The 26096-nt window shown below is 55.1% G+C and carries 21 protein-coding genes and 1 riboswitch; of the genes, 7 read left to right on the top strand and 14 right to left on the bottom strand.

What is annotated here, in order from left to right; genetic code table 11:
* Positions 1-549: 549 nt before the first annotated feature.
* On the top strand, positions 550-1851 hold the full coding sequence (locus BLU70_RS13265) for an MFS transporter (RefSeq protein WP_244885220.1): 1302 nt from the start codon (positions 550-552) through the stop codon (positions 1849-1851).
* A 53-nt stretch (positions 1852-1904) separates the two neighbouring features.
* On the opposite strand, the gene BLU70_RS13270 is transcribed toward BLU70_RS13265, so the two are convergent.
* A complete protein-coding gene (locus tag BLU70_RS13270; RefSeq protein ID WP_040289173.1) occupies positions 1905-2174 on the bottom strand; it encodes a hypothetical protein in 270 nt (89 codons plus the stop codon).
* Between the two features lie 216 nt (positions 2175-2390).
* On the opposite strand from BLU70_RS13270, the gene BLU70_RS13275 reads away from it, so the two are divergent.
* Both BLU70_RS13275 and BLU70_RS13280 read left to right on the top strand, forming a co-directional pair.
* Positions 2391-2687, top strand: a complete 297-nt coding sequence (locus BLU70_RS13275) for a hypothetical protein (RefSeq protein ID WP_006446590.1) — start codon at positions 2391-2393, stop codon at positions 2685-2687.
* Between the two features lie 116 nt (positions 2688-2803).
* Positions 2804-3901 (top strand): nitric oxide synthase oxygenase, encoded by a 1098-nt coding sequence (locus BLU70_RS13280; RefSeq protein WP_006446589.1) that lies wholly within the window; start codon positions 2804-2806, stop codon positions 3899-3901.
* 46 nt (positions 3902-3947) lie between these two features.
* On the opposite strand, the gene BLU70_RS13285 is transcribed toward BLU70_RS13280, so the two are convergent.
* Together BLU70_RS13285 and BLU70_RS13290 are read right to left on the bottom strand one after the other, a co-directional pair.
* Positions 3948-4973 (bottom strand): LLM class flavin-dependent oxidoreductase, encoded by a 1026-nt coding sequence (locus tag BLU70_RS13285; protein ID WP_006446588.1) that lies wholly within the window; start codon positions 4971-4973, stop codon positions 3948-3950.
* Positions 4974-5051: 78 nt separating this feature from the next.
* Positions 5052-6278 carry a benzoate/H(+) symporter BenE family transporter gene (locus BLU70_RS13290; RefSeq protein ID WP_074693777.1) on the bottom strand — a complete coding sequence of 409 codons (1227 nt, stop codon included), beginning with the start codon at positions 6276-6278 and terminating at the stop codon, positions 5052-5054.
* A 132-nt stretch (positions 6279-6410) separates the two neighbouring features.
* Between BLU70_RS13290 and BLU70_RS13295 the strand changes: the two genes are divergently transcribed.
* A complete protein-coding gene (locus tag BLU70_RS13295) occupies positions 6411-7295 on the top strand; it encodes a LysR family transcriptional regulator (RefSeq protein ID WP_074693778.1) in 885 nt (294 codons plus the stop codon).
* Here the strand turns inward: BLU70_RS13295 and metE are convergent.
* Both metE and BLU70_RS13305 read right to left on the bottom strand, forming a co-directional pair.
* Positions 7259-9556 carry a 5-methyltetrahydropteroyltriglutamate--homocysteine S-methyltransferase gene (gene metE / locus BLU70_RS13300; RefSeq protein ID WP_006446584.1) on the bottom strand — a complete coding sequence of 766 codons (2298 nt, stop codon included), beginning with the start codon at positions 9554-9556 and terminating at the stop codon, positions 7259-7261. The genes BLU70_RS13295 and metE overlap by 37 nt on opposite strands.
* A 197-nt stretch (positions 9557-9753) precedes the next feature.
* Positions 9754-9956: riboswitch (cobalamin riboswitch) on the bottom strand.
* A 66-nt stretch (positions 9957-10022) separates the two neighbouring features.
* Positions 10023-11696: a S53 family peptidase gene (locus BLU70_RS13305; RefSeq protein WP_100218617.1), complete on the bottom strand. Its 1674-nt coding sequence runs from the start codon at positions 11694-11696 to the stop codon at positions 10023-10025.
* Positions 11697-11888: 192 nt separating this feature from the next.
* Between BLU70_RS13305 and BLU70_RS13310 the strand changes: the two genes are divergently transcribed.
* Positions 11889-12875: an aromatic ring-hydroxylating oxygenase subunit alpha gene (locus tag BLU70_RS13310; protein ID WP_040289170.1), complete on the top strand. Its 987-nt coding sequence runs from the start codon at positions 11889-11891 to the stop codon at positions 12873-12875.
* 275 nt (positions 12876-13150) lie between these two features.
* On the opposite strand, the gene BLU70_RS13315 is transcribed toward BLU70_RS13310, so the two are convergent.
* Positions 13151-13429: a hypothetical protein gene (locus BLU70_RS13315; RefSeq protein WP_040289169.1), complete on the bottom strand. Its 279-nt coding sequence runs from the start codon at positions 13427-13429 to the stop codon at positions 13151-13153.
* Between the two features lie 5 nt (positions 13430-13434).
* On the bottom strand, positions 13435-15306 hold the full coding sequence (locus tag BLU70_RS13320) for a prenyltransferase/squalene oxidase repeat-containing protein (RefSeq protein ID WP_074693779.1): 1872 nt from the start codon (positions 15304-15306) through the stop codon (positions 13435-13437).
* A 185-nt stretch (positions 15307-15491) separates the two neighbouring features.
* On the opposite strand from BLU70_RS13320, the gene BLU70_RS13325 reads away from it, so the two are divergent.
* Complete coding sequence (locus BLU70_RS13325; RefSeq protein WP_244885223.1) at positions 15492-16883, top strand: amino acid permease; 1392 nt, start codon at positions 15492-15494, stop codon at positions 16881-16883.
* A gap of 6 nt (positions 16884-16889) precedes the next feature.
* On the opposite strand, the gene BLU70_RS13330 is transcribed toward BLU70_RS13325, so the two are convergent.
* Complete coding sequence (locus BLU70_RS13330) at positions 16890-17339, bottom strand: MarR family winged helix-turn-helix transcriptional regulator (RefSeq protein ID WP_058095011.1); 450 nt, start codon at positions 17337-17339, stop codon at positions 16890-16892.
* 117 nt (positions 17340-17456) lie between these two features.
* On the opposite strand from BLU70_RS13330, the gene BLU70_RS13335 reads away from it, so the two are divergent.
* Positions 17457-19241 carry a chloride channel protein gene (locus tag BLU70_RS13335; RefSeq protein ID WP_244885221.1) on the top strand — a complete coding sequence of 595 codons (1785 nt, stop codon included), beginning with the start codon at positions 17457-17459 and terminating at the stop codon, positions 19239-19241.
* A gap of 20 nt (positions 19242-19261) precedes the next feature.
* On the opposite strand, the gene BLU70_RS13340 is transcribed toward BLU70_RS13335, so the two are convergent.
* The 6 genes from BLU70_RS13340 to BLU70_RS13365 form a co-directional block, all read right to left on the bottom strand.
* Entirely contained in the window at positions 19262-19528 is a 267-nt protein-coding gene (locus BLU70_RS13340) for a hypothetical protein (protein WP_074693782.1), read from the bottom strand.
* Between the two features lie 412 nt (positions 19529-19940).
* Positions 19941-21308, bottom strand: a complete 1368-nt coding sequence (locus BLU70_RS13345; protein ID WP_074693783.1) for an MFS transporter — start codon at positions 21306-21308, stop codon at positions 19941-19943.
* An 80-nt stretch (positions 21309-21388) separates the two neighbouring features.
* Positions 21389-22519 carry a 2-methylaconitate cis-trans isomerase PrpF family protein gene (locus BLU70_RS13350; RefSeq protein WP_176780919.1) on the bottom strand — a complete coding sequence of 377 codons (1131 nt, stop codon included), beginning with the start codon at positions 22517-22519 and terminating at the stop codon, positions 21389-21391.
* Between the two features lie 159 nt (positions 22520-22678).
* Positions 22679-23758 carry a tricarballylate utilization 4Fe-4S protein TcuB gene (gene tcuB, locus BLU70_RS13355; protein WP_244885222.1) on the bottom strand — a complete coding sequence of 360 codons (1080 nt, stop codon included), beginning with the start codon at positions 23756-23758 and terminating at the stop codon, positions 22679-22681.
* On the bottom strand, positions 23745-25136 hold the full coding sequence (gene tcuA / locus BLU70_RS13360) for an FAD-dependent tricarballylate dehydrogenase TcuA (protein ID WP_074693785.1): 1392 nt from the start codon (positions 25134-25136) through the stop codon (positions 23745-23747). The genes tcuB and tcuA overlap by 14 nt, the downstream gene beginning before the upstream one ends.
* 182 nt (positions 25137-25318) lie before the next feature.
* Complete coding sequence (locus BLU70_RS13365) at positions 25319-25639, bottom strand: DUF3870 domain-containing protein (RefSeq protein WP_040289159.1); 321 nt, start codon at positions 25637-25639, stop codon at positions 25319-25321.
* Positions 25640-26096: the final 457 nt, after the last annotated feature.

Genomic DNA, 26096 nt, shown 5'->3' on the forward strand with positions numbered 1-26096 from the left:
TGCTGACCCCTGCCTGTTCAGCGTCACCTCTCGATGACGGTTACTAGCCTTGCTAGCGCGCAGACAGGTCTCCCCAGATAAGAACGGACTCTTTCCCCTCACGTACCTGCCGCAGTTTACTGCCGTAGCTCTTGGCGACTTAGGACTTCGTTGTGTGTAGGCAACTCGTCCAACTATGACAGCCTCAAATGCGATTCGTGTACCTCAGGTCGAGGGTTTGCCTCCAGCTTCCTTCAGATTCCACCTCACGGTGGACACCCTTGCTCTTGGCTAACGGTAGGTATGTCGCCAACCCCCGTTCGGGACTTACACCCTAAAGATTCCGCCCATGCTGGGCGTACTACAAACGCATGCCGGGCCGTTGCGCCCGGCTTTCCTCATTCGTGATTCCGCTGCATGCCCTCCACACCCTGATCCAACCCAACGGCATAAGTCGCACAAGCCTTTGGTAAAAGAATCGCAACAAGGTTACAAAGGAAATCATTGACTGACCCAGCGTAGGTGCCTATGATATAGCCAAAATACTCTATGGGGCGAGGGTGGGCATTTATGCCGCAGGGCAAACCTGGTGTCTTCCGTTTGCGAAATTTCTGGATACTGCTGATTGGTTCGTTGTTCTCCGTGATGGGAGACAATGCCTATTTCACGATTCTCGGCTGGTTTGTCTTAAGTGTCACTGGCTCGCAATTAGCCCTGGGTACCACCATGACCTTCGCTGCGATACCTAGAATCGTGTTCATGCTGGTCGGCGGTGCCATTGCGGATCGCGTCAGCCGCAAACTCATCATGTCGATCTCGCTGTCGTTGCGCGCAGTCGTCTTGTTCCTCTTTGCCCTTCGCCTTGTCACAGGCAATGCCCATCCAAGTCTGTGGATGATTGAGACGATGGCAACCCTGTTTGGCGTGATCGACTCGTTTTACTATCCTGCAAGTGGTTCGGTGATCCAAGCTGCAGTAGCCGAGCCGTTCGTGCCCCGTGCGACGAGCATTCTACAAACTGTTCAGCAGTCTTGTACCGTGCTTGGCCCCCTGCTTGCCGCCGCATTGCTGTCCATGCACCGCTATGGGCTGATTTTCGTCACGATTGGTGCTTTTTTCGCCTGTGCCTCGTTGGTCGTGACGGCGTTGCGCTTGCGAGCGGTACTGCCACAAGGCGACGCGCAGAAAAAACGCGAAAATACAAGAACCTCGTCCATGCTTCGAGATATTCGCGAAGGCTTGCGCTATGTCGTGAGTATTCGGCTGCTACTCATCGTCATGTCCTTGAGCCTATGTATCAACCTGTTGTGCACAGGTCCACTTAACATCGGTATTCCCGTGCTCATTCGATCTCGCGGTTGGACCGGCACCACCTTTGGCGTGTACGAAGCCGCACTTGGCATCGGTGCTGTTCTGGGTGGGGTATGGGTGTCCGCTTTAAAAGGATTTCGTGGCAGACTTTTGTGGATTGGCGCCTGTGGCGTGGTCATGGGATTGCTTATCGCCTTGCTCGGCTACATCCCTGCCCGGGTTGGTGGAGTGCTCGATATGGGCGGCATCGGTGCCGCCATTAGCATGGTGAATATACCGTTTCTCGCATTTTTACAAGAATTCGTACCAGGCGATAAACTTGGGCGAACAATGTCCGTGTTTATGCTTGTTGCAAATGGATTTACCCCCATCAGCTACAGCTTATCCTCATGGATCCTTCAACAACGCGTGCCGGCACCAGCGTTGTTGTTTGGATGTGGTATCGGGATGTCGGTCGTATTTTCACTGCTGTACGGCTCTCGTGAATACAGGCGGATCGATTCATACACGCGTGCCACGCCTGCACATGAACCGGATCCTGCCTACCCATCCGAAGTTTGACAGAGGTCAGGCGACAGGAACCGGACCCCATGGGTTCGTCGCCGACCTTACCCTTACCTTTCAAGTTCTTCTTTCACTTCATCAAGCTTTTGCGCAGCCACCTGATAATGGTCAGTCAACCGCTTCACCGCAATTTGGTTCTCGGATTCCAACGTGACATCGATAGCGTTCTGCGCTCTATCCAAGGCGTTTTCGGCCTGGTCCACCAAGGTATCGTTTGGATATGAAACTGCTTGTTTAACGGCGTTTTCTGCTTTGTTGAGCGAATTCGAAGCATCCGTTAACGCCGTTTGGACATTTTGACTACGTGGACGCTTGGTCATGCGGATCAACCCCCTTGATGGCAATTTCCTCGTTTAGGGTGCCCAAGCACCGTCATGACATGCCAAAGGAATGAGACGTTCCACGTTTTTAGCACTGTGCGCAAAATTCCATTCCTACGAACACAATGAGGTGTTTGAAGCTTTTTTAAGAACCTTGCCCTATATTCCTCATATGGCCAGTAGTTAGCCAAATCTAGTATCAAGGGTGGGATTCGGGTGAAGAAGATACTTTTAACAACCTTGGCAACCATCACTTTATTTGCAGCGCCATCCATCGCGTTCGCTGGTACATCGAAAGATGCGCATGCTACCACAACGCATGTAGCTACGCATGCGGCTAAGAAGAAGACGACAGCAGCTAGCAAGGTGAAGCCTGGCAAAGTGAGCTCGAAGAAAAAAGTCACGGTGAGCAAGAAAAGCACAACGAGCAAGAAAACAACCGTCCATAAAAAGGCGGTAAGCAAAACAACCAAGGCGAAGTCGTTAAACAGCAAGGCCTCTAAGAAAAAATAAGGTATTTCGCTACGAGCGAATGACCTAGTCATTCGCTCTTGTGTTGTCATGGCGATTTTTCGTAGCGGTGCCGATATGGTACGGTTAACGTAAAAATCAATTCAAAGAGGTTCGCCATGCACTCTCCGTACAATCTTTTTGCAGAAGCTCGCACCTTTATCGAACAATGTTACACTGAATTGGGCAAATCCAAGGCGGATCAGGCATTGCGCCTTGAACAAATTGCATCTGAACTCCGTTTTACCGGAACCTATCGCCACACGTTTGAAGAATTGGAACATGGCGCACGCATGGCATGGCGCAATAGCAATCGGTGTATTGGTCGTCTATTCTGGAAATCGCTAACGGTTATCGATGCAAGAACAGCCGATACACCTGAAACTGTGTATCGTTCCTTGCTCAAACATATTGAGTACGCCACAAACAATGGAAAAATTAAACCGACCATAACGGTTTTCCGGGCATCTACCGCCAACGACGATGTGCGCATTTGGAATCATCAATTGATTCGATACGCCGGATATGAAACAGGCTCGAATGGTATTGTTGGCGATCCACATTCGGTACCGTTCACTCGCGTCTGCCAAAGATTAGGATGGACCGGCAGCCAGGGCGCCTACGATGTCCTGCCCATCGTTGTCCAAGTTGGAAACCGCGTTCAGTGGTTTAGCATCCCGCCGTCATCCATTTTGGAAGTTCCAATTCATCACCCATCGATTCGCGACATTTCAAAATTAGGCATGCGGTGGTATGCGGTGCCTATCATCAGCGATATGGCCCTCCTGATTGGCGGAATACGGTATAGCGCGGCACCGTTTAACGGCTGGTACATGGGAACGGAAATCGGAGCGCGGAATTTAGCGGATGCGAAACGCTACAACATGCTTCCTGCAGTGGCTGATGTTATGGGACTATCACGAACCTCAGACGCCACTTTGTGGAAAGACAAGGCACTTGTAGAATTAAATCTTGCCGTCATTCACTCGTTCCGCGAAACAGGAGTTACAATTGTCGATCACCACACAGCAGCACGGCAATTTGCGTACTTTGAACGGACAGAAGTCGATGCGGGTCGACGAGTTACAGGTGACTGGAGTTGGCTGATTCCTCCCTTGTCGCCAGCTACCACACACATTTTTCACAGCCACTATCACAACGACTTTCAACTTCCGAATTACGTCCGCCAACCGTGTCCATATACGCACCTTCTATAACTGAAAAGAAAAAGGCGGAATCCGTCATGGATCCGCCTCCTGGGTCTTACTTTCGCATCACTTCCGCCACAATCTCGTACGAGCGAACACGCGCGGCGTGATCGTAAATTTGCGTTGTGATGATGATTTCATCAGCCTTAGTCGCATCGCGAAAAGCCTCAAGCTTGCGCCGAACCGTATCCGGTCCCCCTACTACCGCAAGGCGACTTCGCGTTTGGATGGCCTGCCATTCCATTGGCGTGCACCAGTCCTCGATGTTGTCCACCGGCGGCTTCAATTGTCCCGGACGCCCGCGCAAGAGACTTAATTGTTGCAACTGCGACGAGGTTGCCAGATATTCAGCTTCTTCGTCGGTCAAAGCCGCGACAACCGCAGCCCCAACCATTGCATAAGGTTCGGATAGCCATTCTGACGGCTGAAAGTGCGTTCGGTAGACGTCAAGGGCAACAAACAGGTAGTCCGGTGCAAAATGACTCGCATAGGCGAATGGCAGTCCCAATTCAGCGGCCAGTCGCGCACTGAAATCGCTCGAGCCAAGGAGCCAAATTGGTATGTCGATGCCTTCCCCAGGCACGGCGTGCACGGACCGCGGTTCACCAGCGGGCGGATGGAAGAACGCCCTCAGCTCAGCCAACAAATCTGGGAAATCCGCCCCGTGCCGATCCGGTGTGCGCCGCAACGCGCGAATCGTCGGCGTATCGGTGCCTGGCGCACGACCAAGGCCAAGATCGATCCGGCCTGGATACAATGACGCCAGCGTGCCGAATTGCTCGGCCACGACGAGCGGTGCGTGATTCGGTAGCATGATGCCGCCCGATCCGACGCGTATGTGCTTCGTTCCACCCGCGATGTGAGCGATGACGACGGAGGTCGCCGAACTCGCAATCCCCGGCATGCTGTGATGTTCGGCCACCCAATAACGGCGGTAGCCAAGGTCTTCTGCACGGCGAGCGAGATCGAGACTGTTGCGAAGCGCATCGGCGGCTGAAGCCCCTTCGACGATAGGCGCGAGATCGAGTACGGAGAGCGCAAGCCCGTCTCGCGCCAGTCCCATATCGTGATTCAATGCCATGACCCTCCCTGCGGGAACGAAACCACGTAAGACGACAATCGTCTCATTATAGCGCGCTCACAGGGTAAAACTGAAACGTCACTGAGAAACATCCACGGGCGCACGCTGTGCTAATGTAGCGTGATCGTCCCGGTCTAGCACATAGGAGGCGCACACGCCGCCTACCAGCCCCCAGAATGGAGAACCGATATGCAAAACGCTCACGCCGGAAACCGTGATTAAGAATGAAAACAATGCACTCTTCTTGAAACCACCGCCAAAGCTCATTTTGAGTGCGTCCGTCAGGACACTGATCATGGCGATCCCGCCGAGCATTGAGATCGTCGACTGCGGGACGGCGTGCGGTATCGAGGCCGCAATCGGCGCAAACAGGCCAAACACAATGGATAGGATGCCCAGAACAACGGCGGCACTGTATTTCTGATCCGGATCCCCCGATTCTTCCCCCGTCAACAACGCGGTCATGGGCCCCGCGACGCACGCGGTATGTGCGCCAAACAATCCATTGATGATGGAACCAATGCCACTCCAACGCGTCATGCTATTGACCGGCGGCTGATAACCCTCGCTTTGTAGCACGGCAATGCCTTGTGCATTTTGAATAGCAACCACTGTAAGCACAAGCGGCAGCACGAGTTGAGAGATGGCTCCTCCGTTCCACGCGGGCAGGTAAAGATGCGGCTTCGCCAGCGAAACGGGGGCTCCCGCAAAATGCACCTGACGCGCAACGACAAGTGTCAGCGCGGTAGCGAGGATGGCTGCCAATATAGGTGGGAATTTCTTTGCCAAGCGCGGCGTTAAGTGAAAGACCATGAACACCAGAAGTGGCACGCCGTTGACCAACGGCTCTGTGCGAACCGCTTGAAATAAACCAACCCCAAACGGAAGTAAAACGCCAGACACCATCCCCATCATGACCGGCATAGGCAATACGCGCATAAGCCGATCGACCACACCTGTGATGCCAAGGATGAAAATGACGGCGCCCGTGATCAAATAAGCGCCAATGACCTCGGAAAAGGAGTGATGTGCAAGCGTCTGCCCGACGAGCACCGCTCCCGGGATCGAAAACGCAAAGCCGATCGGTTGACGAAACAACAACGCCTGTAAAAGCGTCAAACAACCCGGAATCACGTAAATGCCAAAAATCCAGGAAGTCGTTTCTGTTTCCTGTAAATGACCTTGTGCTGCGGCCTGGAGCACAATCAATAACGGACCCGTGGCCCCAAATAGCCAAGCGATCAGGCCATTCGTAAAACTCCCTAGCGACAAAGCCTCTGGCAACCCTATGACATTGCGAAACAAACAACCTCACCTCGTCTGTCAGCAGTTCTGCTCTCAACAGGAGACCAAGAATCAACTTACATCGAGGTTTGCGTATATGTAAAATATACATTACAAATAAAACACATATATTTTATGTATGGTGGCGATGTGGTGGATCTGAAAAAGCTCCAGTACTTTGTCGCGATTGTCGAAGAAGGACAGATTACAAGAGCGGCCCAGCGACTCCATATGGCACAGCCTCCACTTAGCCTGCAGCTACAGGCGTTGGAGCGAGAACTTGGGATTCAACTGCTTGCGCGAAATCGCGGCAAGGTTGAACCGACTCAAGCAGGTTGGGCCCTGTATCGGCGCGCGCAGGAGATTTTGCGCTCGGTAGACAGCATGGTCAACGAAGTCAAGGAACTTGGCGCTGGCGTGCGTGGCAAACTTACAGTTGGCACGGTGATGTCCTGTGTGTCGTATCTGCCTGACACCATGCGTAAGTTTCAAGCTCGCTATCCGCAGGTGACGTTTGAATTGTGGGAAGGCGATTCATATCAAGTGGAAGAATGGCTGCGAACAGGGGTTATTGAACTTGGCATCACGCGCCTGCCAGTGCTCTCCGACGTTGAGATCATACACTTGCATACGGAACCCTTGGTCGCTGTGCACCCACCAGGCTGGGGAGCCTGGCACGAGCGCCGCATCGGATTGTCAGAGTTCGCCGACAAACCGCTGCTCATTTTACACAGCCATGGCGGCAGGGGCATTTATGAGATGTTCATCGAGATGTGTCAGGCACAGGGAGTCCACCCGAACGTCATCTGCGAGAGCCCGGATGTGGCGACGCTCTTGACCTTAACCGAAGCAGGCATCGGCGTCGCCATCGTCCCTGCACTGGCCGTGCGTCTGCGGCCAGAAGGTGCTTTGCGCTACGGCGTGATCGAACCGACCATCGAGACCGACACGGCCGTGATCTGGTCAAAACAACGCGCCTTGACCACGGCCGCAACACATTTTCAAGAGATGCTCGTAGCGCACGTCACAGGCTCTTGACGCAATTGTCGCGCCGCCATAACCATCGCCTGCAAAGCCGCCAGCGTCTCTGCCTCGCCACGGGTCTTCAAGCCACAATCCGGATTGACCCAGAGCTGCGCCGGATCGATCACGCTGGCCGCCTTGCGCAACAATCCGACCATGTCCTGAACATCGGGAACGCGCGGGCTGTGAATGTCATAGACGCCGGGCCCGATGTCGTTTGTGTACTGAAAGGCTTCAAACGCCTGTAACAATTCCATGTGCGATCTCGACGTTTCAATCGAAATGACATCGGCATCCATGGCTTGAATGGCAGGCATGATGTCATGAAACTCGGCGTAACACATATGGGTATGGATTTGCGTCTCGTCTTTCACACCACTTGCCGCGATGCGAAAACATTCGACTGCCCACTCCAGGTAGGCGTCCCAGTCTGCCCGCCGCAAGGGCAAGCCTTCACGCAAAGCTGGTTCGTCAATCTGAATGACACGAATCCCTGCCGCCTCCAGATCCAGCACTTCATCGCGAATGGCGAGTGCAATCTGGCGACATACCTCATGGCGCGGCAAATCGTCGCGGACGAACGACCACTGCAGGATCGTGACAGGACCGGTCAACATCCCCTTGACAGGCCGCTCCGTCAGCGATTGCGCATAACTCGTCCAACGGACGGTCATCGGCTCGGGGCGCGCCACGTCGCCGACGATAATAGGAGGTTTCACACAGCGCGATCCATAACTCTGCACCCAACCGTGCCGCGTAAACAAAAACCCGTCCAGCTTTTCACCAAAGTACTCCACCATATCGGTACGCTCAAACTCGCCGTGCACAAGCACATCTACGCCAAGTTTTTCTTGAATGACCATCCAACGCATAATCTCGCCTTGCAAGAACAACTCGTATTCCGCATCTGAAATTTGCCCCTTGCGCCACTTCGCCCGCGTGTCGCGCACAGATTGCGTTTGCGGGAACGAGCCGATGGTCGTCGTCGGAAATGGTGGCAACTGCAGGCGCTCCTGTTGTTTGGACTTGCGCTGTGCAAACGACGATGCGCGTGCCAATCGCAAACCGCTCAACTGCGCCATACGTGTGGCGACAGCCGGATTGTAGAAGCGTGGAGACGTCGTCCGTGCCCTGCGCGCCTCACGACTCAGAGCCAAATGCTCCGCAACCGCATCCTTACCGTCGTTCGCCCCGCGCTTAAGCACACGCAACTCAGACAACTTTTGCACGGCAAATGCCAGCCACGACCTCACCTCTGGTTCCATGTCGCTTTCCAATTCCACATCCCACGGCGCGTGTAACAGGGAACACGACGGCGCGACGTGAACCTGCTCCAGCCCGGCGATAGAAACGGCCTGCTCAACGAGCACCAGAGACTCGTGCAGATCGGCCCGCCATATATTGCGACCGTCGATCACGCCGACAGACAGCCGTTTCTCTTCTGGCCAGCCATGGCGCGCCAGGTCTGCCAACTGCTGCGGTGCACGAACGAGATCCAGGTGCAGACCCTGTACCGGTAGTGCCAAAGCCGTCTCCAGATTGTCAGCGATGGAACCAAAATACGTGGTGAGCATCATCTTGGGCACCGACTGCGCCGCAAGGTACGTATACGCCTCGTGCAAGCTTGACCGCTCGGTATCCGTCAGATCCAGAACCAGACAGGGCTCGTCGATTTGCACCCACTGTACCCCGGCATCGTGTAGAGCGTTCAGAAGCTCGCCATAAGCAGGTAATAGTTGGGTAATCAGAGACAAGGGATCCACATTTTGTCCGCGCACCTTGCCAAGGCGCAAAAACGAGACAGGGCCTAAGAGCACCGGCACGGTCTCGATGCCCAATTGCCGCGCTTCCAAATACTCGGCCAACGGTTTATTGGCTCGCAGGCTAAAGTGTTGTTGCGCTGAGAATTCAGGCACGAGGTAATGATAATTCGTGTCAAACCACTTGGTCATCTCAAGCGCTGCCACGCCCTCAGCACCGCGCGCCATAGCAAAATACTGCGCGAGCGAGCCGTCTGGTAGCCCACGAAAGCGGTCAGGCACCGCATCGAATAAAACAGCCATGTCGAGAACGTGATCGTAAAGCGAAAAATCGTTGGATGGGATCCAGTCGATGCCCGCCTCCTTCTGCAGTCGCCAGCGCAGGCGCCTGATGTCGGCAGCCACTGTGCCCAGTTCTGCCTCCGTCGACTTGCCTTGCCAAAACGATTCGAGTGCCCGCTTGAGTTCGCGGCGCGGGCCCATGCGCGGAAATCCTAGTGTTGCTGCAATCGCCAAAGTCGTGTCGCCTCCCCAGATGATTTGGTGCCAAACTCCCGAGCGCGAGCGGAATCAAAAACCCCCCGCTTCCACACGGGAAGCGGGGGTGCATGGAGACTGGATATATAGGCAAGCGTTGCAGCCGACGTCAACACACCGGCCAAGCAATCCATCCTGCTTCGTTCCTGCCCCAATCCCAAACCCACGTGGGATACACAGAGCTGCTTCGCCTGGCAGGTCTTCGGACTCGGATGTCATCCGCTGTCGCACCGCCTTCCCCGCAACCAAGCGAGTGGCTTGCGGCCGATTAGCCGCAACGTCAACAGCGTCGTTCCTCACCGCGGCGGGACCGTTCCGGATTCGCACCGGATTCCCTTTTCATTCACCGTCGTAGTGAAACCAAGCGAGCATATCAAGTTGTGGGGCTACTATATCACTGCCTTATTATTTTCGCAATTGCACAGCTAGACAGAAGCCTCTGCGATCACGCCTGACCTCCACCTTGCTGCTGCAATGCTGCAATGAGTCGATTGGCAATCGGACTGCCAAGGCCCGTGCACGGATCCCAACCGGGCCCCGCCGCATAGACATCCCCTGTGCCGGCAATATCGTTGTTGCCCTGCGTAATATCGCGAAATGCCTGCGCCGCTTTTGGCAAGCTATATAGCACTGGGTTGAGATAACCCACAGGCTGACCGATGGTCTTGTTTGCAATGGTGACCAGCCCCGCCCACAAGGGTGCCACGGCACTCGTCCCACCAATGGCCGCAGTTTCGCCGTCTACCAATACCTCGTAGCCTGTCGCAGGGTCAGCATCCCCCGCGACGTCGGGCACACCGCGTCCAACCGTGCCTCCAGGGTTTGCAGACGGTGGCACCTGTGCGTTTTTCTGCCAGCTAGGAAGCGCAAATACGCTACTCACGCCGCCCCCAGTACTGCCACCTTGTGCGCCGTCGTTCCAGACGGTCTCACTCGCAATCTGACCGTTTTCCACTACCAAACGCGTCCCCCCGCAAGCCAAGGCATAGGGTGACGATGCGGGAAAATCAACATGGTACAAACCGTCGTTCTCGCCATCTGTGGATCCGCTGTCCCCGGCCGCGACACACACGGTCACACCAAGCGCGGCCGCGTCCTGCAAGGCCCGATTCATCGCCTGGATAGAGGCCGCCGCCCAACCGTTCTCAGGACCGCCCCAACTGATAGAAATCACCGTAGGTTTGTTCGTCGTATCGTGAATAGCCGTCGTGATCGCGTTCAAAAACCCAGCGTCCGTATTTGGCGCAAAATAAACAGCGAGCTTTGCACCTGGAGCGACGGCGCCGGCAACCTCGATATCGAGCTCGACTTCGCCGTCCGGGCCATTCGGATCTCCGGTCGGTTGGTTGACGGCTCCATCGACTCCTACCGCAACAAGAGGTGGCGGCGCCATACCAAGTGACGCGAAATACTCGCCAATACTTTGATCTGAATACCCACCTCCAAGCTCAATGATGCCGATACACTGCCCCGTACAATCGACGTTTTCCGGAAAGGCATAGGCCGCTGCAACCTGTGGCGGCGTGTAGGCAACCTGTTCAGTTGCTGTGGCGCGCATCGCCGCCGCCCCCTCAGGTTGTCGCCGAATTCGGAAGTGCGGAACCGCTTGCGGCCGTGTATCGAGACCAAGTACCGCCGTCACCACGTCAGCGATGTCCATCGGCACATGTACATCGCCGCTGTGCCCCCGATACGAGAACCCGGGGTGTTGATACGTGCGAAGATCGATCCGAAACGCTTGATTCACATCGGCTACTCGGCCCGTAAGCAATGCCGTGCCAGCTGCGAGGTGCACCTTCTCCAGCACCAGCCCGTGCGCATCGGCGAATGCCCGCACCTTCTCGATATCCTGCGCATCGGCGCCGTGGCGGACAGCAAACTCGTCGTGTGTGAGATGCCTGCGTTGGCTGGGCGGCAACGATTGCAATGACTCAATCGTCGCTTCCAGTTGCTCAGGCGAACGCCGCCGCAATACGAGTGTAACGGATACGCGCTCGTCGGGATCCGCTGGCCCGACATCCGTCGCGCCAGCCGCGAGCGGCCGGACATGCCCAGGTAACGGGACAAAGTGGCTGCCTGCCTGCGTTCCTGTGTTTGACACGAATACCTGCTGATCCATACACATCATCTCCAATTCGAGCGAGAGTCTAGAGAGTGCGACGGGTTCACGGTCAGTATAGCATGGATACATTTGGTTGTCCCTGAATCGGGCGAAAAATCCGCTTTTTCTCCATCTTCCCGGGTGTTTGTCACCTATAGCCTTGCAATCAATCGACATACAGTGAAATAAATCCGTTGGAGGTGACATCTCTTGATCCGCAACGCCTGGTATGCCGTGCTGACCGTGGACGAAGTCAGCGCGAGGCCGACGAAAGTGCGGCTCCTCAATCGCGATCTCGTCGTGTTCATGGACCAAACGGGCCATCTTCGGGCCGTACACGCATACTGCCCACATCGTGGGTGTGATTTATCTCTCGGCTCTATCGTGGACAATCTCCTTACGTGCCCGTATCACGGGTGGAAATTTGACAAAGATGGCGTGTGTAGGCACATACCAGCAAACCATAAGGGCGGGTCCATCCCGCGTTCCGCCCGCTTGCAAACATTTACTGCCCGCAAGGCAGCCGGTTTGGTTTGGGTCTCGCTGGCTGCGCCGGATTGCGCCGCATCTATACCAGGCCCAGCCGCCGCACCCGAATTGTCTGATCCAACCTGGCATTGGCTATCGTTTCACACCGTGTGGAAAGCCAACATGTGCCGCGTTGCAGAGAGCGTGTTAGACATCTCCCACTTGCCGTTCGTACATCCTGAAACGACAGGTGAAGACGTGTCGCCCATTGTCGACGGACCAGAATATGTCATGCATGAAAAGAATATTCGAATTTACCCACGCCCCTTCACTCATCCGATGGAACCGCCAAATCCCGATCGCTTGGCAGACGACAACGACCTCCGGACGGAAATCGAAATGTGGTTTCCAAACCAGTGGATCATTCGGACGCCTATTGGCCTTGAGCGACGGATGTCCACCTATTTGACGTTTACTCCAATAGATGCTGAAACGACCGTCATTTGGGGACAAATTGGACGCAACTTTGACAGCGACTCCGACTTTCTGGACGTGTTTCATCTGGAGCACACACAGTTTGTCATGCATCAGGATCAAATGATTGTAGAGAGCCTGCGGCCTGTGCTGCCGCCAAAATTAAAAGAAGAAGCACATGTACCGTCTGATGCGCCGGCTATTCGTTACCGCCACCTTTGGCTACAAGCAATCGCACAAGAAGCGGCGACCTAAGCCGCCGCTTCTGCACCGATTTCACGTGTCGTCGTGCTCCTGATGGGGATCGAGTTTTGCTAAGCGGAACTGTGGGAATCAGTCTAAATTGCGATACATGAGCGCAACAGCAGACTCTGAGAGCCAAATTGGGAAACTTGCCACAGAGGTCTGGGCCATCGTCTTTCTGATCGTGCTTGTCGACGTGGCACTGCTAAAACCGTACAAGAGCCATTACGAGAAGCGGATCGACGGAGATCTAGAGTGGAACGAAAAGTTCCGCCTGCTCGTTTTGTTTACATACCATAAACGACGTTCCACATGCGCATCTGATGCAGTGGATTGCGCGGATCGATGCGTTGCGCCATCAGCCAGTTGACAGCACCGGCGCGTTCCGCCGGCGTGATCGGCACAGCGAGAACGGTCGCCAAATGGTCGACCAAAGCGCCTGCTCCTGCTGGATTCGCAAGGTCTTCTCGACGATACGACATCAGCACGCGATGTACGCGCCGCCAGTTGAGTGGATTGGCAATTTTGGAGCGGAAGATTGGTAATAACCTTGGGTGCAACCCCATGATGTTCACCCCCCTTCTCGGAAGTTTTTGCCCTCTATAGAACGCTGAAAATGCAACAGCGCCGACGTGGGCCACACCTTCGGATAAATGTGATAGGTGATATACAGCGCCCCTGGAAATGCGGATCCGTTCGGACAGGTATCAAACCATCCGTCCGCCGTTCGGTGATCGAGCAACCAATCCACCGCCATGGACGCGGATCTGTAAATGGCGGATTTGACGGCTGTGTCGGCTGTGCAATCGTAAAGGTGAAGCAACGTATCCAATCCCCAGGCCGTTTGTGTGGGTTGACCTGTAAAGGCCGAGCTATATCGCCCGAGCATGTCACTTTCGCAGAGTTCGCCAAAGCTCCCGTCTGCTCTCTGCACGGACAATAGCCAGCGCAGTGCACGCATGAGGCTGGGACTTGACGCTGGCAGGTTTGCTGCAACGAGCGCTTGCACCGCGCACCAAGTGCCATACAGATAGGTCGTTCCCCATCTTCCATACCAACTGCCGTCGCGAAGTTGATTGGCTTGCAACCAAGAAATCGCCCTCTTTATAGAGGAATCCGTCGAATTTAACACGCGCCGACGCAGGAGAAAGGCGACGACCCGCCCCGTGATGTCCGCTGTGGAGGGATCGCACATGGCGCGGTGCATATCGTTTGCCGGCAGTCGCTCAAGCCAACGTTTGTCGCAGTTGTGTTCAAAAGCCGACCACCCACCGTCGCGATTTTGCATGGATAAAAGAAAGGACACACCTTTGTTGATGGGGGTGGAAGATGACTGCATAAACCCACGTAGAGCGTCTAAGCATGCGACCGTATCGTCGCAATCTGGATGGTTTTCGTTGTTACTCGAAAACCCCCAGCCGCCATCTGGCCTACCCGTTGTTCGTTCCACCTGCTGTTTCGCCAGCAAGTACGACTTGGCCTTTTGCAATTGCGGATGGGATTCCGGTATGCCTGCATCGAGCAACACGCGACATGCCAAGGCTGTATTCCAAATATGAGCGTTTGTCGTTTGTTGGTGTACATATCCGCTATGTTCCTCGACCACGAGATTTTGTCGCATGGATGCGATCGCGCAGCGGATGATGGGCGCATCAAAGTCTATGCCGAGTGCGTGCAGAGCAAATAGACTAAGCCATGTCGACGAGTGATAACCGGCCAAGGTTCCATCTTGGCCCATATGCGTGCGCAAGAATTCAAGACAGCGTTCTGCGCACCACGAGGCAAGCTTTGTGCGCATTGGGCTCGGGCGCTCATCGCCCCATTCCCGTTCGTCGCAATTCACGAGTTCCCGCAAAACACATGCAGCATAGCGCGATCGATAGCGATACAACGACAGGACCAACATCGCTGGAACGTGCACGCGTGTGAAAGTAGCGATGTCTTCGATGGAAAAAGGCGAGCCTTTCATGAACATGAGGGTGTACAACCAAGGACTGGGCAGCCAGGACCACGGAATCTCTCCGCCAACGGCGAGAAACATTTTCGTGAGGTTGCGACACCTGCGCACACCGCCATGGCGGGCAATCCACGCTTTGGCACGGACCCGCGGCGCATCGTCGAGCGCCCAAGCCTTCATGAGTTCAAGGGCATAGAAGCATTCGACCGTCGTCGACAGATCGCCAGCATCGCCAGGAAACAATCCCCATGATCCGTCCTCTCGCTGATGCTTACGAATGGCCCCAACGAGCGGCGCAGTCCATGTGACATCGCGATAACCAATCAGGTAAAGGGAAATCACCGTTTGTGCATTGGGCATCATGCCTGTATCAAAGCAGTCGGTCCACGCCCCATCCGCACCTTGATGCTGCAAAAGTTGGACGCACGCGGCTTTCACCGCTGCATCGACGTCTTCGCACCCTATTCTTGGATACGCCATCTTCATGGCCATGCCCCCGACCTTATGCAGTATTGCGATACATATTCGTATTCATAGCGGGACTGGCGGCTTGTCGGCACCTGTTCAGATCGGGGAAATTCAGGCTGTGACCTCCGGAGATCATGCGGATAGGAATACATGATCCTTCAGACACTACCATCGAATATCAACAGGAGGTGGATGGAATTTTGATGAAGTCAAGAACCGTCGGGAGAATAGGGCGGGATCAAAGAGTTGGCACGCGGGTGCAGATCAAGCACAGCATGTCTCTATTTGAGTTAATTTTGGTGGGGGTCGGCGGCATTATTGGCGCAGGATACTTTCTCGGCTCCGGACAGCCCATCCGCATGGCAGGACCCGCGGTGCTTTTGGCATTTGCGATAGGAGGAGCGATCACGGCGCAAACGGTCGGCGCCTTAAACACACTCGCTTTGGATCATCCTTCGCCTGGCGCGTTCAAAACGTATGCGGACGCGTACCTTGGCAAATTCACCGGCTATATGCAAGGGTGGACCTACTACATCACAAGCATTTTGACCATTGCCAGCGAAGCGGTGGCATCCGCAGTTTTCGCCCGCCTTTGGTTGCCTGGCGTGCCGGTCTGGATGTTGGCGGCGGCTTTTGCGCTTATCGTCCTCGCCATCAACGCGTTTGGGGTGCAAAACTTTGGCCTTGTCGAGTCTGTGATGAGTGTTGTGAAGATCGCCGCGCTTGTGGGCTTCATCGTCACCATCACCATCGTCCTGTTCGGCGCCCATCCGGCAACTATGGGCCGTATGATCTCTGGACCATCTGCGTCACTTTTTCCAAACGGCTTCACCGGACTGGCCCAGTCCATGTTGATTGTCATCTTCTGCTTTGCTGGAATCGGCGTCTTTGGAACGGCGGCCATCGAATTGAAAGAGCCCAAGCATCTCGATCGCGGCGGCATCGCTGTCGTGACCATCCTGACGGGCCTGTACATACTGTCGATCGCGGCGCTGTTGTTGACGCTTCCCTATCGTACCGTGAGTACGACGGCCAGCCCGTTCGTCCAAGCGCTGATGGCCGCACATTTGCATACACTGGCCAGTATCCTCAACGCCGTCATCCTAATCGCATCGTTCAGCGTCATGGCTGGATCTGTCTTTTCGGCAAACCAGATACTTGTGAGCCTAGGACGGTACCGCGAAGCCCCAGCCTTTGTCAAACGCACCTTTGGCAAGCGCGCGGTCGCCTATGGCGCACTTGCTTTCACGACAGTGGGCGTCGCCATCTGCATCGCCTTGTCTTACGTTTTACCATCCACCGTCTACACGTTTCTCATTAGCGCCTCCAGCTTTCTCACGTTTTTCAACTGGTTCATCATGTTGTTGACCTTACTTGCATGGAAACGTAAAAACAAAGATAAGCCGATTTCGAAATTGGCCTTCGGACAGCCGGTCGGCACCTACGTGACCATGGCTTTGATCGTGGTCATGGCAGGCTATGCGCTCGTCGAAAAGAGCCAGCGGTTAGGGTTCTTCGCCTGCCTAGGGATAGCGGCCGTGATCGCCATCGCGTATCTGTTCGTACGCAAGCACGTCCATAGCCCCGAAGCATAAGCAACCTTACGACCGATGGCCTCGCGAAGTGTGGCTTTGGTCGAACTGTGTCGGATCTTTCTCTAAAAAGTTGCGGTGAGACAAGCCCAAACGCCCTAGTTCGCTAAGGTGCAAGACTGTCAGTTTATCAAGCAACTGCTTGCCGGCAGGCGTAAGGTGTATCAGAACGCTGCGCTTATCCGCCGGATTCCTTTCCCGTTCCACCAAGCCCAGTTGTTCGCACCTCTGGATCAACCCGAGGCAACTGTGGTGGCGCAGTTGTAACCTTTCCGCCAACTCGGTCGGCGTCGCAAAGTCCCGTTCAGGAAACCCAGCCACCGCCAGAAGTAACTGATGCTGTTGCGGCGTGATGCCTACCGATCGCGCCGCTTCCTCGCTGAAATGCATAAATTTGCGCAGCCGATAACGGAATTCCGCCAATTGCACGTACTCCTGTTTAGATGGAACTCGGTTCATACTATCCCCCCATCCGTTGCATTTTTCATCGTAGCACGATATAAAATGTACCTGTGCCTACGCACACCATGAGCTATCCCGTGTCTATCACAAACTTTGAAAGGAGCCCTGTCCGTCATGCAAGGTCACACCACGCGAGCCGGCGACTTCACGACCAACGGACAGATTGTCCGACTGTCTGGCGCTGCGGTGCTCGTCGGTGCCGCCTGCGCAGTTATTGCGATCGCGCTGTTGAAAGCCATCTACCTTGTCACCAATATAGCATTCTTTCATCGCCTGTCGTTTCAATATGTAACGCCCACAGACAATCACTTAGGCGTCTTCACGCTGCTGCCACCCATTATCGGGGCTCTTGCCATCGGCTTCATCGCTCGCTTTGGCAGCGAAAAAATTCGGGGTCACGGCATTCCGGAAGCCATTGAAGCGATGCTGGTCAACGGTAGCAAAGTGCAGCCAAAAGTAGCCTTTTGGAAGCCGATATCCGCCGCTATTTCCATCGGTTCAGGCGGACCGTTTGGTGCGGAAGGTCCGATTATCATGACTGGTGGATCGTTTGGCTCCCTGCTGGGTCAATGGCTGCACACGTCGTCTATTGAACGTCGCATTCTGCTTGTTGCCGGTGCTGCGGGTGGCATGTCTGCAACGTTTTCCGCCCCCGTTTCGGCCGTCCTCTTCGCCGTCGAACTGCTTGTGTTTGAATTTAAGCCACGCAGTCTTGTCCCGATTGCACTGGCCAGTTCGGTTGCCGACGTCATTCGCATCGCCTGGATTGGGCCCGGTCCAATCTTCCCTGTTCCCTCCCTACATACCATACCGTATATCGGCTATGGCGCGTCTGTAGGACTCGGGTTTGTGGGAAGTCTCGCCGCTATCGTCTTAACGCGGTCCATTTACGGTATGGAAGACTTGTTTCGCAAGTTGCCAGTGCACTGGATGTGGTGGCCCGCGCTCGGCGCAATGGCCATTGGCTTAGGCGGCATTGTCTCTCCACGCGCACTCGGAGTTGGCTACGATACCATCGCGGCAGTACTCAACACGCAGTTATCGCTTCATACCGTACTCATCCTCCTTGTCGTCAAGGCTCTCATTTGGGTCATTGCGCTTGGCTCCGGCACTTCCGGTGGCATTCTGGCACCCATCTTGCTGATTGGTGGGTGCTTAGGGGAAGCATTGGGCGTTGTCATGCACGCGCCACACCCTGGATTATGGGCCCTACTTGGCATGTCGGCCGTTTTTTCGGGCGTTACGCGCACGCCGTTTACGAGCGTGATCTTTCCCATCGAATTAACGCACGATTTCGGCGCTCTATTGCCCCTTTTAATCACATCGTGCATCGCCACTGGCACATCCGCCTTCGTTTTGCGCCGCTCAATTTTGACCGAACGGATTGCTCGCCGTGGGCTACATCTGACACGCGAATACAGTGTCGATCCGCTGGAGATGCACTTGGTTCGCGAGATCGTGTCGAGATCGGACGTCAAAGTGTCTGTTCAGGCTCCCGTCAGACATGTCGCCAAGCTCATTCTCGAAAGCCAAACAGAGATGCCAACTTGGATTGAGCTTGTCGACACGTCCAATCATTTCGTTGGGGCGATGCAAAGTACGGCCATCTTGCACAGTGCCAAACGCGACCCCAGCCGCACGATTGGCGCGTGTATGGGACGCGTCGTCGAAATGGCTGCCGACTTACCCGTAAAGCGCGTCCTAGACTTTATGATTCAAGAGGATCTGGAGTGGGTTCGCATCAACGATGAGCAGCAACCGATAGGCTTTGTCTCTGTGCAGCAGCTCCTGAAACTGCGAGAACGTTACCTACAGGAGGAACAACATCGCCAGCGCACATTCAGCTTGCCTTGGTGGCAACCAACCATTGGCGATGGTTCGACGGTCCAAGACGCTTAAACATAAGAAAACGGCAAAGCTCACTTTGCCCTCTTCCAAATCATCATTCTATCCATGCGACTTTGGGGATTGATGCCTTGCGCGCGCAGCCATTTGGCTGCCTCTGTTTTTTCTTCCGGTGAAAGAGGAACATCCAATTCGGCGGCCAGTGTCGAAATGAGGTGTTTCGTACGTTCAAGACTTTGGAGATCGGTTTCTGAATAACGAAGAAATACCTGATTCGCCTTGCGCCAATGAAGCGGATTGGCCATTTTTCGCCGAAAAATTTTCAGCGCCTTGGATTCCATATGCGTGTCTCCCCCTGCTTCCTGCTTTTCTGTTACCGGCAGTAGGTCTGGTTGCCTTAAGGTATGTATGACCCGGGCGTGGGTTGTCGGCAACCGCCCCAAAACGGCGTCCGTTGCTGGCGCAACACGTGATACCATCCGCCCACAAGGCGGACACGCCATGCCAATCTGTCATTGCGGGTTCACAGACGAGTCGAATACACTGTCACATCTTTGCAACCAGGGGGTGAAATCCATGTACGACGGTGGAACATTCGGTGGCTACACGCGCTGGGCAGTGGTGTTCCTCATTATTTTCGTCTTGTTCTTCCTCCTTGTCCCAGCCTATGGAGCAACTGGCGCCGGCTACTGATGGGGATACAAGACACAGGGTCGCTCCCGACCCTGTGTCCCCATCGTTCTGCTGCACCTATCACATCTGGTTCCCTACTTCTGACGCTTCGGCCGAGTTGAGAATTTCGAGCATCCGTCCTTTTGTCCGCGGCCCGAACCAAGCCGTGATAATGGCCAATAAAATCCATGCCGCCGCGATGTAGATGAACACACTCTGGTACCCGTAGTGGTTGTAAATGGCGACCACAATCATCGGCCCAAACACGTTGGCCAGGCGGCCAACGCCATAAACCAAGCCAGCACCGGAGTTGCGAACTTCGGTTGGATACAATTCAGGCGTATATGCGTACAACAGTGGCGCAAATGTCTGCAGAAACATTGCAACTAAGAAACCAAAGACAATGATGATGGCAGTCTTAAACGTCAGGCCGTACAACAGGCCACAGATGGAAATCGCGATCGCAAAAATCACGACGAGCCATTTCCGGTCCAGCCGATCCGAAAGCAGATATGCGATAAATGCGCCCGGTACGGCGCCAATGGACATTGCCGAAGACCAAGCAAGCGAATGAACCAGAGAAAAGCCGTGAGCCACGAGCAGCGTCGGCACCCAAGACATGAATCCGTAAAAACCGAGCGTCTGCAAAATCCAGACGACGAGCAGAACCAAGGTGCGACCAAGGTATTTTCCGCTGAACAACTCGCCATAGCCGCGCTGACTGACCGCCGGCTCCACTCGTTCGACAGGATTAGGCAACGGACCTTTTTCGATCTCGACTTGACGTTCAATGGCGGTCATCACGCTGTTGGCGTCGGCGAGACGGCCTCTGTTCTCGTACCAACGCGGAGATTCATACATCCGGCCAGCGAGAATGGCGAAGATGAATCCGAGCGCTCCCCAAATGTACACAAACCGCCAACCCCATGGTGCGACGGGTACCAAAAAACGCGCGACGTAGGCCGTAATGGGAATTCCGCACAGGCCAATCGTCATGATGAGACCTTGATACGTACCGCGCTTCTTGGCTGGAAAGACTTCGCTGATATAGGTGATGCCCACCACCGTCATAGCCGAAAGTCCGAATCCTGTGACCAGCCTCGTGACAAACAACATGGTCATACTCATGGCAAACGCATTCAACAGCGAAAAGATGGAATAAATCAGGATTGTAAAAATCAGACTGCGCTTGCGCCCAATCCGATCCGACACATACCCGATGACCGACGCGCCTAGAAACATGCCAAGAAACGTCGCAGAGGTCACGTTTCCAATCGCGGAAAGCTGCAAATTCCACGCTTTTTCGATGGCAGGTGCCGTATACGACAATGTGTTGATGTCGCCCAATTCAAAGAAAAAGGCAAACGCGAGCACCCAGATCACATACCGGTGAAACGACGAAATAGGCAACCTCTCGAGGCGCGCGCCAATGGAAGCCGTCGATGACATCGTCTTCCCTCCCAGCCCTGATTATTGAAAGCGCATACACCAATACCGTCATAACCGTTTTGCCTGCGCCTCACCACCCTTCAGATCCACGCCATACCCGCGATCAGCGGACGCGCAGTGCGCATAAGTGTCACCTTTGTCACCCTTGGAACGGTGTCATCTTCAACCTCGGCACCCACTTCCAAGATGCCTGCCGGATGGCCAATGCGGATCATCCCAGGCGCTTTCCCAAGTTCGCTCACATGGTCATGTGCCACCGTGCCTGGCAGTTTGCACGCGACAGCCAGCGCAATGGCGCCTGTTACAGCATATGTGGGATGCAGCCGCCCCATGGTGAGGACACGCGCCGAAATGTCGTATGCACAGGCTTCCACTGCCGAGCCACTGGTTGTTTGGTAGGCAACCGGTGTGTGCACGAGCGCAATCTTAGGTAACGCATGGGTTGTCGGATTGACGATCTCGTGCTCGTCGTAGAGCCCCAACATCCGCCCTACCTGCTGCCGAACCCATTCGATGGTCGGCCAAGCGTGCTTCATGTCGACCTCCCTCACTTCGCTGCCAAGCAGCCCCAGTTCCTCTGCATCCATTAGCACAGTCAAATTGCCAGCGTCGATGACGGTCACGCGAAACCGGCGCCCATCCTTAATCACCACCTCGTCGACTCGCCGCCCCGTCGGCAACAGGCTGCCACTGACCCCGCCCCCAATGCGGAAGAAGTCGAGATAAATGGGCGAGCCCGTTCCCGGCACCCCTGCGATGCTGGTATCGCCCCCCGGAGCAAAACGTCCGTCCTTCACGGCAAAATGCGCCACAATAAGGGCATCGGTATTCGTGTTGTAAATGCGCACCGTGGCAATGCCGTCGCGCTGGACGTCTACCAGCCCACTGTTGACCGCAAACGGCCCCACAGCAGAGGAGATGTTGCCGCAATTAGGACGATAATCGATGTACGGCTCGTCGATACTGACCTGGCCAAAGGTGTAGTCGACGTCCGCGTCCAATCGCGAAGAAGCTTCGACGATAGCCAACTTGCTTGTGGTCGGCGTCGCCCCACCCAACCCGTCGATCTGCCTCGGATCGGGACTGCCAAACAGACGGAGCAGAATGCGGTCACGCTCAGTCGGATCGGCAGGCAAATCGCGCCCGCGCACCATGATCCCTTTGCTCGTACCCCCGCGGTAAATGGCACACGGAATCGTACACAACGCCATGATCATCGCCCCCTTTGCGCACAAAAAGCCCAGCACAATCCGAATGTCGGACCATGCTGGGCTTCACGCGATACTTCGCCAGAGGATGTCTGGCGACTCGACACGAAACAGCAGTCTGTTATTTGATTACCCTTACCATAATGCGGCGATGTCACTGTGTCAATGGCCAGACAAGCGGTGCATCCGCTCTTCTTCTGCGTACCGCACCAGCGCCAGACAGCGATAAATGAAGTGACCAAACTTCGAATATGGCGCGGTAAAAAAGAGAGCCGCCACGAAACTGAGATGGATGACCAGTACCGGGCCCATGACCGAAGTTTTGCGCAAGAGGAGCAACAAAAGTCCACTGGCAGCCACGAGTAGCATGGACCACAGAAAGGCTCGCCCAGACTGATACGCTCCCTCGTCAACCGTATCCCGATTCACACCTAGCTTGACATACAGCAATCCGGCGCATCCAACAAGCAAGCCCACGCCACCGATAATGCCTAGCAAAACGACGGGACTCGCGACAGGATAAGGGGCTTGCTTGTGCAGGATATGCGATTCGTATGCCGCTAGGCACGTCGATGCGAAATCGAGCAGGAATCCATAAAAGACACCATGATGAAACCACTTTCGCCATCGCGATAGAGGTTCGTCCTTAGTGCCACCAAGATGGCGCAAGGACAGCGCATACCGCACGGCCTGCAGAATATCGCGCACCTGTACGGCGCTCGAGTCGAGCGTGCGTATGTCGCGCCAGAATCGCCATGCCCCAAGTCCCCAGCCGCAGACCAGCCATAAAGCCAAGGCTCCAAATACTGCTTCGAGCACCGCTTCCGACAAAACTGTGTAAAACAATCCGCCCTCAGCGCCAAAGACCCTTCCTTGTGTCACAAGGGAAATCACAGAAAACAGGATACAGGCCCCAATGACAGCCCACATAAAGCCCCAGCCACCTTGGAATACCCGGGCGAACGGTCCCGGCCACACATATTTGCGATAGGACGCCTGGCGCAGTGCGGCGAACAAGCGCGGCGGATTGATGCCAAATTCATGCGGCGGCGCGAAAGGGCAGGCAAAGACACATTCCTTACAATCGTGACAAAGGTTTGCAAAGTAAGCGAGATCGGCGTCCCGATAGTCGCGGCGCCACTCAATGGCGCGCCATACCGCGCAAAATCCTTCGCAATAGCGACAAGCGTTGCACACGCGCATTTGCCGCTTACCTTCCTCCATCAGTTCACCTTGCGACACGTGCTGCTCCCTCCCCTGCGATCCGCCCTACAACCGCACCCATCGTCAGACCAAAGCCCGCCAAGTAACCGCGGCGCAAAACGTTGCCTGCCACCATCTCTCCCGCCGCAAACGCGTTTTCCATGGCCCCTCCACCGGCAAGCTGCACACGCGCGTCGGGTCCTATGCGCACGCCGCGATACGTGAACGTGATGCCCGCCCGTAACGGATAGGCATAAAACGGCGGCGTATCGATCCGCTGCGCCCAATGAGATTTGCACGGCTCCACGCCCACCGTACGACAGTCATCGAGATCGCCCGGACGAAACGTGCCTGGCTGCACCGCCGCATTGTATGTGTCGACCGTCTGCTGCACGCGCGATGCATCCAATCCCAGCCGTATGGCGAGATCCGCCACCGAAGAGGCCACGATAGGTGGAAAGACAGACGGCATAAACTTGTCGACGACCTTGCTGTCGATGATGGAGTAGGCCACTTGACCCGGCTGTCGCGCGATGAGCCCTCCCCAGATGGCATACCGCTTTGGCCAAAAGTCCTCGCCCTCGTCATAAAACCGCTCGCCACGCTGGTTGACGACAATACCAAATGGCACACTGTCCAATCTGGTTACGATACCGCCATCAAATTTGGGCGCCCGCCCGTCGACCGCAACCGCGTGAAACGCCTGTGGATGCCCAACCGGCTCTGCGCCAGCGGACAGCAACAAATCGATCGTGTTGCCTTGGTTGTAAGCTGTTCCGCGGATAATGAAGTTATCGGCCGCATCCCCCCAATGCTGCCGCAACCACGAGATGTTCGCCTCGTATCCGCCTGCCGCAAATACGACAGCGCAAGCGCGGATCCGTACAACTTCGCCATTTTTTCGCACCTGCGCTGAGCCAAACACGTTCCCAGCTATATCGATGTCCTCAAGCATTGCGTCATACCAAATCGCAATGCGCTTTTTTTCCGCTGTACGATAGTAGGCATTCATCATGGCCCGACCACCGCCCAGCATGAACATGTTGGTACGCGCCAGATGGAGTGTGCCAGCCAGAGGTTCCTGCCAGCGCACGCCTTGCTGAGACAGCCATGCTGGCAAAGCCTCCGAACGCTCGACCACCAAGCGCGCTAATCCTTCGTCCATCTCACCGCCCGCCACGCGTCGCAAGTCGTCGAGAAACTCGTCTGGAGAATAGGTAGCCAGCATGTGCTCAGTAGGTTTCTCATGCATGATGCGGAAATCTCGCGTGTGCCTGCTGTTGCCACCCCGGTAGAATTTAGGTGCTCGCTCAATGACGATCACGCTTGCACAGTGATCGCACGCGGACAAGGCAGCCGCCATGGCGGCATTGCCACCGCCGACAACGAGCACATCACAGGCAACAGAAGCTGTCATAGATCGGTCACCTCCCAGTAACCAGTGCGCGCAAAACAAAAAGATGCACCCCGGCCTTCAGACCGACTGGTGCATCTTTGATTCCTTGCCCAACGGAGAATTGAGCAACTCAAACATGACAGTCTCGCATCGCTTTTGAAATGGATACTTCCATACTACGCTCGTCTTGCACAAATATGACCTCACGCATCAACCTGGCGTGCGTATTCAGCCTCCAGATCCTTTAAGGCAGCAATGATAGCCGCTTTCGCAGCACCGTGATAATGCAATTTGACCTGTTGGATCATCGGTTCCACTCCATCGTCCAACGACCACCCGCGTAACAAGCCGCAAACAAAGTCCCGGCCAAGTTGCGTCGCTAACGTACACTCCGCTTTCAAAATGACGCCACGGCGCGTTTCGATCTCGACGACAACCGCGAGTGTATCAAATGCTGTCTTGGCCGCCGAACCGACTGGAAGTTTACCGTGCCCTGCGAGAAACGCCGTAGTTACGAGTCCCATCATGTCTCCCCCAAAAACAGAGTATCCTCCACACGAATCTATGTCGGACATACGGGGAATAGGACAATTCTCTGGGCTGGTGCGTTATATGCAGTACGACACTGCTCTTGCATGTTGTTCATGTTCAATCGAGAGCTAGATCTTTTAGGGGTTGTTCATGATTGACCAGTTCGCCCTTCCGATGCTGTTCAAGGGCGTTCCGTGCAAGAACCTCAACGGGTCGCATGCCTTGACCACGCGAAAGCTGTCCCCATCTAGATGTACACGCAATGTATCTCCGGGGCGAATGTTGAATTGGTCACGCGGTTCTTCCGGTAATGAAAAACGCACGCTCGTATGTGCGAAAATCCATGAATGGTAGGTTAACGGCGCGGGGATCGCTCGCAAATTCGAAGTCTCACGCATGCAAACACAAGTTACTGGGCATCTCACAAGCCTCGATGTGGTATGATGCTTA

Origin of the sequence: Alicyclobacillus hesperidum, from assembly GCF_900107035.1 — a bacterium.
Classification (GTDB): domain Bacteria; phylum Bacillota; class Bacilli; order Alicyclobacillales; family Alicyclobacillaceae; genus Alicyclobacillus; species Alicyclobacillus hesperidum.

Excerpts from the sequence above, each read along its gene's own strand:
- BLU70_RS13265 (WP_244885220.1), top strand. The coding sequence starts at position 550 with ATGCCGCAGGGCAAACCTGGTGTCTTCCGTTTGCGAAATTTCTGGATA.
- BLU70_RS13270 (WP_040289173.1), bottom strand. The coding sequence starts at position 2,174 with ATGACCAAGCGTCCACGTAGTCAAAATGTCCAAACGGCGTTAACGGAT.
- BLU70_RS13280 (WP_006446589.1), top strand. The coding sequence starts at position 2,804 with ATGCACTCTCCGTACAATCTTTTTGCAGAAGCTCGCACCTTTATCGAA.
- BLU70_RS13285 (WP_006446588.1), bottom strand. The coding sequence starts at position 4,973 with ATGGCATTGAATCACGATATGGGACTGGCGCGAGACGGGCTTGCGCTC.
- BLU70_RS13305 (WP_100218617.1), bottom strand. The coding sequence starts at position 11,696 with ATGGATCAGCAGGTATTCGTGTCAAACACAGGAACGCAGGCAGGCAGC.
- BLU70_RS13315 (WP_040289169.1), bottom strand. The coding sequence starts at position 13,429 with ATGGGGTTGCACCCAAGGTTATTACCAATCTTCCGCTCCAAAATTGCC.
- BLU70_RS13320 (WP_074693779.1), bottom strand. The coding sequence starts at position 15,306 with ATGAAGATGGCGTATCCAAGAATAGGGTGCGAAGACGTCGATGCAGCG.
- BLU70_RS13325 (WP_244885223.1), top strand. The coding sequence starts at position 15,492 with ATGAAGTCAAGAACCGTCGGGAGAATAGGGCGGGATCAAAGAGTTGGC.
- BLU70_RS13330 (WP_058095011.1), bottom strand. The coding sequence starts at position 17,339 with ATGAACCGAGTTCCATCTAAACAGGAGTACGTGCAATTGGCGGAATTC.
- BLU70_RS13335 (WP_244885221.1), top strand. The coding sequence starts at position 17,457 with ATGCAAGGTCACACCACGCGAGCCGGCGACTTCACGACCAACGGACAG.
- BLU70_RS13340 (WP_074693782.1), bottom strand. The coding sequence starts at position 19,528 with ATGGAATCCAAGGCGCTGAAAATTTTTCGGCGAAAAATGGCCAATCCG.
- BLU70_RS13345 (WP_074693783.1), bottom strand. The coding sequence starts at position 21,308 with ATGTCATCGACGGCTTCCATTGGCGCGCGCCTCGAGAGGTTGCCTATT.
- BLU70_RS13350 (WP_176780919.1), bottom strand. The coding sequence starts at position 22,519 with ATGGCGTTGTGTACGATTCCGTGTGCCATTTACCGCGGGGGTACGAGC.
- tcuA (WP_074693785.1), bottom strand. The coding sequence starts at position 25,136 with ATGACAGCTTCTGTTGCCTGTGATGTGCTCGTTGTCGGCGGTGGCAAT.
- BLU70_RS13365 (WP_040289159.1), bottom strand. The coding sequence starts at position 25,639 with ATGGGACTCGTAACTACGGCGTTTCTCGCAGGGCACGGTAAACTTCCA.